7 protein-coding genes and 5 pseudogenes are annotated in these 12,850 nt (G+C 60.4%); 4 read left to right on the top strand and 8 right to left on the bottom strand.

Features of this window, described 5'->3' with window-relative positions; all coding sequences use genetic code 11:
- The 3 genes and pseudogenes from EPZ47_RS11160 to EPZ47_RS11150 form a co-directional block, all read right to left on the bottom strand.
- On the bottom strand, nt 1–369 hold the full coding sequence (locus EPZ47_RS11160) for a response regulator (RefSeq protein WP_135844811.1): 369 nt from the start codon (nt 367–369) through the stop codon (nt 1–3).
- An 11-nt stretch (nt 370–380) separates the two neighbouring features.
- Nucleotides 381–983 (bottom strand): annotated as a pseudogene (locus tag EPZ47_RS30785) (methyl-accepting chemotaxis protein); the annotation flags it as partial.
- A gap of 826 nt (nt 984–1,809) precedes the next feature.
- Nucleotides 1,810–3,063, bottom strand: a complete 1,254-nt coding sequence (locus EPZ47_RS11150) for a cyclic di-GMP phosphodiesterase (protein ID WP_135847973.1) — start codon at nt 3,061–3,063, stop codon at nt 1,810–1,812.
- 620 nt (nt 3,064–3,683) lie between these two features.
- Between EPZ47_RS11150 and EPZ47_RS11145 the strand changes: the two genes are divergently transcribed.
- Nucleotides 3,684–4,430, top strand: a complete 747-nt coding sequence (locus EPZ47_RS11145; RefSeq protein WP_178084246.1) for a hypothetical protein — start codon at nt 3,684–3,686, stop codon at nt 4,428–4,430.
- 413 nt (nt 4,431–4,843) lie between these two features.
- Here EPZ47_RS11145 and EPZ47_RS30780 read toward each other — a convergent pair.
- The 5 genes and pseudogenes from EPZ47_RS30780 to EPZ47_RS11125 all read right to left on the bottom strand — a co-directional run.
- A pseudogene (locus EPZ47_RS30780) lies at nt 4,844–5,200 on the bottom strand (ATP-binding protein); the annotation flags it as partial.
- A gap of 519 nt (nt 5,201–5,719) precedes the next feature.
- A pseudogene (locus tag EPZ47_RS30775) lies at nt 5,720–6,055 on the bottom strand (response regulator transcription factor); the annotation flags it as partial.
- 210 nt (nt 6,056–6,265) lie between these two features.
- Nucleotides 6,266–7,315, bottom strand: a pseudogene (locus EPZ47_RS30770) (sensor histidine kinase); the annotation flags it as partial.
- A 1,287-nt stretch (nt 7,316–8,602) separates the two neighbouring features.
- Nucleotides 8,603–9,703, bottom strand: a complete 1,101-nt coding sequence (locus EPZ47_RS11130; RefSeq protein WP_135844808.1) for an ABC transporter substrate-binding protein — start codon at nt 9,701–9,703, stop codon at nt 8,603–8,605.
- Nucleotides 9,693–10,034, bottom strand: coding sequence for a GGDEF domain-containing protein (locus tag EPZ47_RS11125; protein WP_135844807.1), 342 nt, complete (start codon nt 10,032–10,034; stop codon nt 9,693–9,695). The genes EPZ47_RS11130 and EPZ47_RS11125 overlap by 11 nt, the downstream gene beginning before the upstream one ends.
- A 157-nt stretch (nt 10,035–10,191) precedes the next feature.
- On the opposite strand from EPZ47_RS11125, the gene gcvA reads away from it, so the two are divergent.
- From gcvA to EPZ47_RS11110, 3 genes and pseudogenes are all read left to right on the top strand, one after another.
- On the top strand, nt 10,192–11,097 hold the full coding sequence (gene gcvA, locus EPZ47_RS11120) for a transcriptional regulator GcvA (RefSeq protein WP_135844806.1): 906 nt from the start codon (nt 10,192–10,194) through the stop codon (nt 11,095–11,097).
- Nucleotides 11,098–11,172: 75 nt separating this feature from the next.
- Nucleotides 11,173–11,999 (top strand): annotated as a pseudogene (locus EPZ47_RS11115) (EamA family transporter).
- A 37-nt stretch (nt 12,000–12,036) separates the two neighbouring features.
- Nucleotides 12,037–12,798, top strand: a complete 762-nt coding sequence (locus EPZ47_RS11110) for an SDR family oxidoreductase (protein WP_135844805.1) — start codon at nt 12,037–12,039, stop codon at nt 12,796–12,798.
- The last annotated feature ends 52 nt before the right edge of the window (nt 12,799–12,850 follow it).

Genomic DNA, 12,850 nt, shown 5'->3' with positions numbered 1-12,850 from the left:
TTACGGCATGATCAGTTTGGAGACGGCGCCGAGCATCTGAGCCGGCTGGAAGGGCTTGACCATCCAGGCCTTGGCACCGACGGCCTGGCCCTGTTGCTTCATGGCATCGCCGGTTTCGGTGGTCAGCATGATCACTGGCGTGAACTTGTAGGCCGGCAGTTGTTTAGCGGCCTTGATGAAGCTGAGGCCGTCCATGTTCGGCATGTTCACGTCACTTACAATCAAGTGGATCTTGCGTCCGTCGAGCTTGGTAAGGGCGTCGCGACCGTCAACACCTTCGATGACCTCGTATCCGGCGCCCTTCAAGGTGATGCTCACCACTTGGCGAATGGAGGCAGAGTCATCGACAATCAGGATGGTTTTGCTCATGGGGAAACTCCCTAGAAAAAAGTGATCTCGGATGAAGTGCTGCTCACCACAGGCTTACCGTGATGGATCGCATGCTGTTCAGGCATGGTGTAGGTACTTGCCAATTGCTCAAGCCAGGTATCGGCGATGATCGGGGCAGGCGTACCGCCGGCGAGAGCCAGTTGCTGGCGTTCGGCGATATGCCCATGCAACTTGCGAAGATCGTTGTTGACCAGGGAAAGCATCTGGCCGACCCGATCCTGGAACTGCAGGGCGACCAGTACCCCCGCTATCTCCGTGGCAACGTTTTCGCTCTGCTGCTGAAGACTGCTGCTGGTATCGACGATGGCCTGGGCGTTGTGCCGGAAGTGCTCGATCACCTGGGACACCAGTTGCTCCGAATGAGCCAGGGTTTGTGAATCCTGCTGCGCCTGATGCCGAGAAAGCTCGACGGTGCGAGAGATGGCAGCGTTGACGGTGTTGACCGTCTCACTGATTTTCTGCCCCGTCTCCCCGGATAAGCTGGACAATTTGCGCACTTCATCCGCCACTACCGCGAAACCGCGTCCGGCATCCCCCGCCCGGGCTGCTTCAATGGCGGCGTTGAGTGCCAACAGATTGGTCTGCTGGGCAATATCGCCGACGAACTTGGCCATCTCTTGCAATTGAGAGGTGAAGTCGGAAAGGAGCATTACTTCCTTGAGTTCCGACTCCTTGCGCAAAAGCGCGTCGCGCAGGGCAACCATGATCGAATCCAGGTCCCGCTGGCCGACTTCAAGGATTTCCAGCAACCGTGCTCCCGAACTCTGGCCCGCGCCGTGGGAAGCAGAAGCACTGATATCCCCCGACAGCGTCGCGAAGCGGTGACTGAGCTTGAGGATCGATTCCTCACTGAGGATGCGCGCTGCGTCGATCTGGTGACTCCAGATCGGCAGTACCTGCACGCACACCTCGCCCAATCCATCATCAGGCGAAGCGGCCGGGTGAAGTTGCTGATCGTCGCCTGGCTGAGCGTGCGGCTGGGTGCTCGATAAACGCTGGGCCCACACGCCCATCAGCAACGCGCCAAACAAGACAAGCACGCAACTGGCTGCACTGCGCAGATTGAAATCCGCGCTGATCAGAATCGCGGCGCAACCAAGCACTCCCGTCAGACCCGCGGGCAGCATCATCAAGATCAGGGGGGAGGAAATTACCTGTCCTTTCACCTTCATCTCTCCAGTTCAATGCGGATCCGACGGGACCCAGCGCAAGACATCCACTACGGGGATGCCCGGTTTTGTTGGCTTAGAGAAATAATGGCCAAGTGACAGCCTTGAAACTATCGGAGCATCCTGATTTACAACTAAGGATTGCGGTTGCGCGGTAGGAGAATTCCTACTCGACGGCGACAGGAACCCAAAACGACAGAAAAAGAAAACCAGCGACTAGCGCTGGTAAAAAACACAGACACGCACCGCGTCATCCAAACCGCGACTCGCTGCCTTGCCCCTCGCCCACCCAAAGCGCTTCAAGGTTCTTCAACCCCCAGGTTTTCTCTGACTCAAAGCTGACGATGCGGTCCTGCCCACAGGCCAGATCAATGCATTCGGGAGACAACGGGGTACGAGTCGACGCCGAGTAGAAAACCTTTACCGTGGGCGTCAGCAAACATTCGGCGTGCTGCTCTATTACCACCGCCAACCTGTCACTTTGAAGGCGCACCAAAGCGCCAACCGGATAGATGCCAATGCATTTGACGAAGGCGTGAAACACTTTCTGGTCGAAATGCCCGATCCATCCGGCCATTTTTCGAATCGATTCGGCGGGGCCCCAGCGATCCCGATAAGGACGGTCAGATGTCACGGCGTCATACACATCACAGACAGCGGCCATGCGCGCGAACAAGCTGATCTGGGTTCCACATAACTTATGTGGATAGCCACTGCCGTCCACCTTCTCATGGTGATGCAGGCAAACGTCCTGCACCCGGGAAGTGAAATGCCTGCTGTCCGCCAGCATCCTGGCGCCCGCCTCCGGGTGCGTGCGCATCGTCGTATGTTCGTGGTCATTCAATGGCAATGGTTTCGCCAGGATGGCCGCAGGTATCGCCATCTTGCCCACGTCATGCAGCAAGCCCGCCAGCCCGGCTTCTTGGACCAGGGGCGGTGGTAAATCCAGCTGACGCGCCAAACCAATCATCAATCCACAGACGGCCACGGAATGCATGTAGGTGTATTCATCGGCAGTCTTGAGGCGCACCAGGCTGAGCAGTGCATCCGGATGACGTAACAGCGAATCGGAGATTTCACCCACCATGTCCGTGACGCGATCCAGTTGAACGATCCGTCCCATCCGCAGATCGCCGAACATCTGCATGACAGCAGCCTTGGAACTGGCGCAAAGGTTGATCGCCCTCAACAGCTCTTCGCTCATTGCCACCCTCGGACGCGGCCCAGGGACCTCTGCACAAGGTCGGATCGATAGGCAAGCAGGCTGCTGGCCACCTTGACCGACCTGCACAACGCTTTCATCAGGCGTAGATGCTTGCACGTCCGCGCCCTTGGACGGGTCGATCCATGCACCAACAATGCCCGAGGCGAGGACTTTCTCCAGCACCTCTTCATTCAGAATCAGGAAGCCTTTGCTCCAGAACGGACGCTCCTCACGAGAACCGGATAGCTCCTGGACATACATTCCTACGCAAAGATCGCTCACACCGATATGTTTCAGCACGATGCAGATCCCTCTCTGTTTGCAACCGCCTTCCCTGAATTGCCCGAACGCATTAACCCAGCGTGGGATGTCTGGAGTACGCATCAGGATGCCACCCTGGCCCTTGAATAATAGCCATGCGCCATCAATCAAAGAATCAGAGCAATCTTATTTAGGTCTAGGGATTACAGATGGGCGCGTAGGGATTTTCCTACGCGGCAAATCCTCAATACGCGATCATCACTAAGACTTCTCTCCGTAAGCGTCCTGCTGGCGCAGGCCACGCTCGGCCATCGTGTCCCTGTAATTCGGATCGCCATAGATACGAGCCAGCAGAATAACCCCTCGGGGTCATCCAGCCGTGGCCGTGTCAACCATCGCGCCTGCGCCTGGCCGCACCCGCCGCTCTTTGGCATCGGGTCGGCTCGAGCGGCTTGATCAAAGTGCTTTAGCAACGGCTATTTGGAATAGCCGACTAGCCCAACGCCTGACATGTTCCTGTCAGCCTCCGGTCACTCTGACGTCAGATCCTTCTCACTAAAGTATCCCCCAATGACTGCACTTGCGGTGCCAGCGTTACAGGCACCAAGGACACATCACTTTAGCTGGACCTCTTGCCATCAGCCGGAAGGAGAAACGCAATGAGCCATCCTGATGCGCACGTCAGTGCTCTTGATCCATTCACTTGGCAATCGACGCTCGACAGCAATCTGGACAGAAAAGGCCTGTTGCTGCGCCTGTTCGCCGAACAGCGATTCATGGCCGCGCAGGTGCGAGCCTGCAAGCTGGATCACAGGGACTACCTGCTTTCGCTGATTGATCCGGCCTCGACGGTGAACGACGGTACTCGGCACTCATCATGCGTCGATGGGCATCGAATGCGGAGCGTCATCACCGAAGCGGCAGAGAAAGCTCATTGGGGCAAGCCCCCAAGACATGGTCGGGCGCAAGGCATCGCTGCCCACTATGACGCGCAGACCTGCATGGCGGTCGTTCTCGACATCGAGGTGAGCGACGAAGGCCGCTTGATCATTCATGACGCGGTCGTTGTCGCGGACTTGGGTTTCTTGAAAAATCCTGGTCGCGTGCGCTCGCAGCTCATAGGCGCTTGCCTGATAGGGATAGCGTTTGTGACATCCTGCGATTTTGCTCCGAGCACCGGAGATACCCGGCCTAAACCTGCCTATCGCACCCGTTGGCCACTCGTCTCATGGCTGCCAGGACAGATCGCGGTGCACCTGATCAATCCCACCGCAGCTCCCGAAGCCGCACAGCCCAGCCAGACCAGTTACGCACCTGTCGCCCGGGCCTTGTGCAATGCGATTTTGAAGGCCACGGGTAACGGTTCGGTCCGGAGCCAGTCACTGGAAAGATCGGGCGTAAATTAAATAAGTTCCTGGATATACAGCGAGGTCGGCGCAATGGAGAGACCGGTGCCAAGAGACAGAGCCGACCAACGGTTGATGCTTTGCACAATGAGGGAATCAAGCTGTATTCGCCAGATATCACCATGGCTCGGGCAATCCGATTGCCGCATGACAGTGACCACAGCAAGCCAGCTAGATTAAAGCTTCCAGATCAGATGAGGTTCTGCGCCCCGGCGATCGATATCCTGGCCCTCGCCTCTTCCCTGGGGATCCCTTCCCGCAGGATCGAGCGCGCCGGCGATATTGCGGGAGCTGTCGAAGAAGGTATTCGCTCAGGTTGCCTGAATCTCATTGAACTACCCATCATGCCCTGAGGAAATGGGCGCACATGTCCCTGCCCTGCTTACACAGGACTGTAGGCTTTGACGGGACAGCTATCTCGTCATGACATCCAGCTGGCTCTGCGCAACATCAATGGGAATATCGAGTATGAACGTCGCGCCCTGCCCGGCCCCGTCGCTATGCACGCTCAAGCTGCCCCCCATTTCCTGCGCGGCCAGCGCGCAGCTGTGCAGGCCGAAACCGTGACCGTCTTTGCGCGTCGTGAAACCATGGGAAAAGATACGCGCCATGTGCTCAGGCGTAATCCCATTGCCGTTGTCGGCCACTGTGATACGCAATACCGGCCCGTCAGCGAGGGAGACGCTGAACGTGATGCATGGGCTGCGATCGATCACGCCGTCCAACGCCTGCTTGGCATTGTTGATCAGGTTCACCAGAATCAGCAGCATCCGATGCCGGTCCAGCGACAGCAGGGGCAAGTCGGCAATGTCCTTGACCACCGTCACCTCCTGGCGCGCCAGTAATCCAGCACTCATGCGCAAGGCATCGTCGATTAACTCCGGGACCGGCACTGTCTCGACAATACTGACAGCAACGGCATAGGACTGCTGGGCAGCGACAATGGTTTTGATGTGGTCAATACCCTTGGTGAGTTGCTCGAGTTCTTCGATGATGCTCAGTTGCTCTGCGCTCACCACCTCCGCCAGCTTGAGCAGATAGCCGGGCAGCATCTTTCCTTTGTGGTCTGTGGTGAGAAAATCGGCCAGGTCATGGATGTGTTCGTTCATCAGTTGAGCCACCTTGCCCAACCCCTGGGCTTTGGAGGTGCGCATCTGGCTGCTGACCAGTTCTGCCGATACGTTCACGCTGTTGAGAACGTTGCCGACGTTGTGCAGCACAGTCGTGGCGATTTCGGCCATGCCCGCCTGACGGGATTTTGCATGCAGTTCGGTTTGCACCTGGCTCATGCGTAGCGCCGCGCGAACGCGAGCCTTGAGCTCCAGCGGCGAGAAGGGTTTGGCGATATAGTCATCGGCGCCACTCTCCAGCCCGGAAACACAGGCCTCGCTGCCGCCTCGGGCGGTCAACAAGATCACGGGTAAATGGGCGAAACCGGCGCTGGCTTTGATTCTGGCTGTCAGGCCAAAGCCGTCGAGCCGCGGCATCATCACGTCCGAGAGGACGACATCGATGGGGCGACGCTGCAGGAGTGCCCAGGCCTGCTCTCCATCAACTGCGGTGGCGACGATGTAGTCGTTGTGCAAAAGTTCGCGCAGGTAGCTCAGCATTTCCGGGCTGTCGTCTACCACCAGCACTCTGGATTGCGCGGCGTGTTGCGGGGGCTGCCCGTCTGCGCTGTCCATCGAAGCTCGGTCGTTGCCACTGCCATGGCCGCCGTCGTCGAAACGCAGGTGGCGCTGCTCGGTCGTGCTCGTTGCGTTCGCTGACGATCGCTCGTGCATAGCGCTGGCTTCGGTCGACACGGTGTCTTGCTCAGCCCCCAGCGGAAGTCGAACAAAGAAGCACGAACCCCGTCCGAGCTCGCTGTTGACGCCGACTTCGCCCCCCATCAGTTTGACCAGATCCTTGACCAGGGCGAGACCGATGCCTGTGCCGCTGTAGTGGCGCGTGGCGGAATTATCGATCTGGGAAAAACGCTGGAACAGCAGCGGCAGTTTGTCTGGGGCAATGCCAATCCCGGAGTCTTGCACCGCGAGTTCAAATCGCTCGCCATCAAGCGCAGTGACGGCCAGGTGCACGGTGCCGCCAGCGGGCGTGAACTTGATGGCATTGCTCACCAGGTTGAGGAGAATCTTCTCGAAGTGTCGGGGGTCCAGGAACACCGTGCCAAGCGCGGGATCGATGCTGCAGGTCAAGGTGCAGCCTTTGCCCTCGGCCACCATGGCGGCATCCTCGGCCAGCACACCCACCACCTTGCTCAAGTCCATTGGCGTTGGACACAACTCAAACTTGCCCGCTTCGGCCTTGGAGAAATCGAGGATGTCGTTCACCCGGTTCATCAAGCGCAGTGCGTTGCGTTGGGCGCGGTCGATTTGCACATGCCAGTCCGCCGGTGGTGTGGTCGCCGCCGAGAGCTGCTCCAGGGGTGCGAGAATGAGGGTCAGGGGGGTGCGCAGTTCGTGGCTGACGGTGGCAACGAAATCGCTCTTTGCCTGGTTAGCCGTATCGGCCTGGTTGCGCGCCTGAATAAGCTCGACGGCCTGCGCCTCCAGGACCTCGGTCTGCTGGTGCAGCGTGTCGGTCCGTTCGGCGACCATTCTTTCCAAAGAGGCCTGGACTTGCTGTCGCTCGGCTTCTGCCTCGGCTTCCAGCACCCGGATGCGCAGGGCATTCTCCTGGAACACCCGTACCGCACGGGTCATGATCCCAATCTCGTCGCCGCGTCCGGCGCTGGCGATTTCGGCGTTCAGGTCGCCGGCCGCAAGCCGGCGCATGACCGAGGCCAGGGCCACGATGGGCTGCGCGACAAACCGCGACGTGCTCCAGGCGATGGCGCCAGCCAGCAGGATGGCGACGGTACCCGCGAGCACCGTCGCAAGCATGCCGCGATCATTGTGAACCAGGGCCTCGGAGCGCGCTTCACCCGCGAAGCGCGCCACCAACAGACCGGCGCTGCGTGCCTCGTTGCGAACCTGATCGCGCGCGCCACTCAAGGCGTTGCTCGCCTGATGGAACCTGGCGAATGCCGCCCGGTAGCCGGCAATCTGATCGTAGACCGTCAGGGGCGTAGCCTTGGTTTGCAGCCCTACGGACGAAGGGAGAACCCGAGAGAGACGAGAGAGCTCGTCCAGGAGGGTGCCAACAGAGCTGGCGACCTCGGCCGACGGTGACAAGCGAAACGACAAGGTCTGCGCCTCCAGGGTCGCAACGCGCTCGGCGAAACGCTTGGACAACGCGGCTGCATTTTGCAGCAAACCCGTGGCGGCCTGAATGTCGTTTGCGTCATGGGCAACGTGCTCGCCCACTTCATCCAACATCGCCTCGAGGCGCCCGGCCGCATCCCCGACGGCGGCGAGATGCCGCAAAGCCTCACCGCCCCGGAGCTTGGGCGCCTCGCCAAGGTGCTCGACCGCCAGGCTGGCAGCAGCGACCGCCGTCGCCAATTGCTCCAGGGTCTCCACCTCCTGCGGCGCCCCCATCAACTCGCGCAATTGCTCGACCACGGGCGGCAGTGCCGCGCCAGCGTTCTGCGCCGCGGTGGCGGCCGCCCCATCACCAGTCACCAGCATCTTGGCCACATTGGCGGTGATGATCCTTTCGCTGTTGCGCAGGATATCCAGGATGCGGTGGGCGCTTTCGATGTTGCTTACCCGCGCCTTGTGGTCGGCGGCGCGGGAATCAATCTCCTTCAGCCCGTCGGCGATGCCCTGTTCGACGAGGATCGTCGCCTCTCGCATCCGGCCGTAGTGGGCTGTCATGTTCTCCGTTTCGCCATCCATGGCCAGGGTCGCCGCCCGCAAGGCAGCGATCGCCGAGGCAAGCCTCTGTAGACTGCCCTTGAGCGATTGCGCCTCTGCCACCGGAATGGCGGTGAGGCCGACGATAGCCGTCGCCACCATGCCTTCGGCCTGGCTCAGGCTTTCCTGGTCGCGGGTGGCGATGAAGTTTTCCACCCGCCCGGTGGCCCCGTTGACCGACGCCAGAATTTCCGCGGAATGGCTGGCGGAATCCACCGCACGTACCATGCCGCGCAGGCCGTAGAGGTTCACGAGCGACACCGCCAACATCAGGAACACCAGTGCGGCGACCGCCAGGCCAATTTTGACGGCAATGGGCCTGTCCCTGACGGGTTTGAATGTCAACATGGCGCCTCGCATCCTCGCCCGCCGCTACTGCTTCGTAACCTCCGGCAAAGGCGCCGGCGGCGCCGTATGGTTGATGCCCGCGTCGATCATCGCCGCAACGGAAGCCTGGCTGTAGAAAGGATTGGCGGCCCCGCCCACCGGCATAGTAGCGAGCCAGGCGTCCAGGTCTTTCGCATCGATGCGTACCAGTGGCACCTCGACGAACTTCGGCACCTGCTTGCCCGCCAGAATCTGCTGGGCCACCCAGAAACCCACCTGGGAGACGCTCGGTGAGGCGGAAACCGAGACGGTCTCGTAGCCATTGGCATCGCGCTCCTGTTTCCACAGGGCGAGTTCGTCCTGACGGTTCCCCATCACGATGATCGGCAAAGGGCGTCCCGCCGCCTTGAACGCCATGGCCGCGCCATAACCGTCGCCCCCTTGAGTAGCGACCGCATCGATGGTGGGCAGCGACGGCAGCGCCAGCGCCACCTCCTTGCGTGCCACGGAAGCCGTCCAGTTCCCGTACACGGTCTTGGCGAACTTCAGGCCCGGATAGTCGCTGGCAGCCTTGCGAATGCCGTCGCTGATGTTTTTATCGGTGGCATCGCCGGCAATGCCACGGATCTCTAGCAGCGTTCCGTTCCCCTTGAGGCGCTCGGCGATATAGTCCACCTCCACTCGCCCCATGGCAGACCAGTTGTAGTCCACGGTATAAACGCAACGTTCGGTGACCAGGCTGGCCATGACCACCACCACGATGCCAGCGTTGCAGGCATCGCGGATCACCCCGTTGAGGGCCGTGTCGGACGCGGCAAGGATGACGATGGCGTTGACGCCCTTGACGATCATGTCCTGGATATGGGCCGCTTGCTCCGACGCCGAGTTATTGGCGCTGACCACCGGGGCCTCCCGGATCAAGCCATCCTTTTGCGCCTGGGCCGCAATCTCCTGCCAGTTGCGCACCATCACCTTGCGGAAATCGCTACCCGCGTAGGAATTGCTGAAGGCAATGCTATGGCTTGCGGTAGGGCCGCTGGCGATGCCACCGTCGGCAGCTTGGGCCGGACTGGCGGCAACCATCGCCAGCCCGGTCACGCAGCCGGCGAAGCGCCACAAGATTTTGTGGATCGGTTTAGTGTTCATGCGGTTCTCCATCACGCTTGGGATTTACGCTCGGCTCATGGACGTATTTGCTCATCGGGTAGCCAAGGACATTGGTGATGCGGTGGAAACGATCGAGTCCAAGAAACATCACCGCCCATTGTTCGTTGGGGCGTTTGGAAAGGAAGATCGACGGAGTCAAACGGTCGCCGGGGGAGGCGTCATGGGGCAGTTCGGTCAGTGAGTCGTAATGGATCTGCTGGGAAGTTCTCAGTGGCGCCTGCGCGCATGCCCCATTTCCGAACTCAATGCAGAGCGTTTGGTGCGTCGCATTCCGTGCCATTTGCCATTTCCAAGTCAAGGCATCGACCATGTGGTCATCAGCATAGTCTCAACGTGGCCGCTTCGCGCGCGACCGTAGAGGATTTCAACCAACTGAACGACCGACCAGGCCATTGCGGCCATGATGCTCTATCATGAGCCAGCGCTCATGACACGCATTTCTGATGACTCGCCTGGACACCCTATACATGAGAGATCTGCCACCGACCGCTACATTGCGTGCCTTTGAAGTTGCCACCCGACACACAACCTTTACCTCTGCCGCAAACGAGTTGCATGTCACTCAAAGCGCAGTCAGCCACCAGCTCAAGCATCTCGAGGAGCTTTGGGGATTGCAATTGTTCGAGCGTGGCAAGTCGTTGAGCCTCACGGCAGCGGGGGCTACGCTGGCGCCCATCGTGCGGGAATTCTTCATGAGCCTGGAGGCGACTCTGGGCGATCTGCGCGAGCAGAAAGGCAGGGTCCGGCTCGAGGTCAGCACCACGTATTCCTTCGCGTTGAAATGGCTGCTGCCACGCTTGCCGAGTCTCTCCCGCCAGCATCCCGAGCTGTTGGTCTCGCTGGACACCACGGACAAGATCATCCACTTCTCCAGCGCCCAGGCCGATGTTGCGATCCGGCTCGGCAAGGGCATTTACCCAGGCCTTCATTCGGAGTTCCTGTTCGGCGAGCAGGTGTTTCCGGTGGCAAGTCCCGATCTGCTGCAGCGCTTCGGGACACCGCGCAGCCCTGCCGAATTGTTGCACTACCCGCTGCTGACCCGAGATGGCGCCGAGCTCGTGCCTAAATGGGAGGTCTGGTTTCAAAAGGTCGGGCTGGAGTTCTTGCCGCTCAAGGAAAGCGTCAGATTTGGGGATACCAACATGACGGTCGAGGCCGCTTTGCTCGGCCAGGGCGTCGCCTTGGTGCGCAGCGGGCATGTTGAAACCGAAATCGGCGATGGCCGTCTGGTGCGGTTGTTCGATGTGCCGTTCCCATCACCGCTGGCCTACTATTTCGTTTGTCCGAAAGGCATCGAATCGCAGCCGCACATCGTCAGCTTCCGCCAGTGGTTGATGAGCGAGGCGCTGAAAGTCCAATGCGCCTATGGGTGATGCATGAGGTTTTACTCATGAATCGATGAGGAGACTTCGCTGTAGTCCGGGCAATTGGGCTGCTTAAAATGGCGCATGCCTATCCATATCACCTTGCTGGTTCTTTTCGCCGCGCTCCTGCATGCCAGCTGGAATGCGCTACTGCGTGGCGGCGCCGATCGGCTGTGGTCAATGACGATCATGTGCATCGCCGTCGCCATCGCCAGTGCCGTCGCCGCAGCGTTCCTGGCGCCACCCGCGGCTGCCAGTTGGGGCTATGCGCTGCTTTCGGCGTTGCTGCATGTCGGCTACAACCTGTTTCTGGTGCGCAGTTACCGGGTCGGCGACCTGGGGCAGACCTATCCGATTGCCCGTGGATCGTCACCGGTGTTGATCACCCTGGGCGCCGCCGTCTTTGCTGGAGAAAACATCGCCCCCAGCGCGTTACTCGGTATTGCGCTGGTGTCGGGCGCAATCATTTCGCTGGCCTTCAGGGGACGCAACCTGTCGGTGCCCAGCCTGCCCTATGCGCTGGGAACGGGCTGTTTCATCGCGGCCTACAGTGTCACCGACGGCATCGGCACCCGGCTCTCCGGCGCACCGCTCGCCTACACCGTGTGGATGTGCACTTGTGGGGCGTGTTGATGCCTGCGGTGTACATCGGCCTACGCGACACCCGCAGCTTATTCTCCGTCCGGCCCGGCCTATTGACCGCCCTGTTCGGCGGGCTGGTCTCCTTGCTGGCCTATGGAATAGTCATCTACGCCATGAACGAAGCGCCCTTGGGGGCGGTATCAGCCTTGCGCGAAACCAGCGTGCTGTTTGCGGCGTTGATTGGCTACGTGTTCCTCGGCGAGACACTGACCGCTCGCCGGCTCCTGGCGTGCGCAGTGATCGCCAGCGGCACCCTCATCATCGGCTGACATGGCCAAATTCTCACCGTAGCAGGGGGTACTCTCGATGAAAAACGTCTCGCAGGCACCGCTGATTCTGATAACCGGCGGCGGCCACGGAGTGGGTGCCGCCACCGCGCGGCTAGCCGCCGCGCAAGGCTATGACGTCGCGATCAGCTACGTTGCCAACGAACCCGCAGCGCTGGCTGTGGCGGCAGATGTCGAGGCATTGGGACGTCGGGCGTTAGCCATGCGGGCCGACAGCGCGGACCCCGAACAGGTCGCCGCTTTGTTCGCGGCCATCGACCGCTCGTTCGGGCGCATCGACGTACTGGTCAATAACGCTGGGGTACTGTCGACTCAATCACGCCTGGAGGACCTCGGTTTCGAACGCATGCAGCGCATCTTCGCGGTCAATTCCATCGGTCCGATCCTCTGTGCTCAACAGGCGGTGAAGCGCATGTCTTACCGGCACAACGGTCCGGGCGGCGTGGTGATCAATGTTTCCTCGGCATCGGCACGCCTCGGCAGCCCCAATGAATATGTCGACTATGCGGCGTCAAAGGGAGCCCTGGAAACCTTCACCATCGGGTTGGCCAAAGAGGTCGCCCGGGAAGGGATACGCGTCAACTGTATTCGCCCCGGTCACATCTATACCGAAATGCATGCCAGCGGCGGCGAGCCGGGGCGGGTCGATCGCGTCAAGGACTCGATCCCCATGGGCCGGGGTGGTCAGCCGGAGGAAGTGGCGCGGGCCATTCTATGGCTGGCGAGTGCAGAGGCATCATTCGTTACCGGTACATTCCTCGACGTGACCGGTGGCAAATGAGCTGATGGCCAGACCCTGTGCAGCCCCTGAATTGGCCCGAGTGTTGGAGCAA

It is taken from the genome of Pseudomonas viciae (assembly GCF_004786035.1).
Taxonomy (GTDB): Bacteria; Pseudomonadota; Gammaproteobacteria; order Pseudomonadales; family Pseudomonadaceae; genus Aquipseudomonas; species Aquipseudomonas viciae.
Note: the sequence above shows the minus strand (reverse complement) of the source record. Positions and strands in the feature narration are given on the sequence as shown.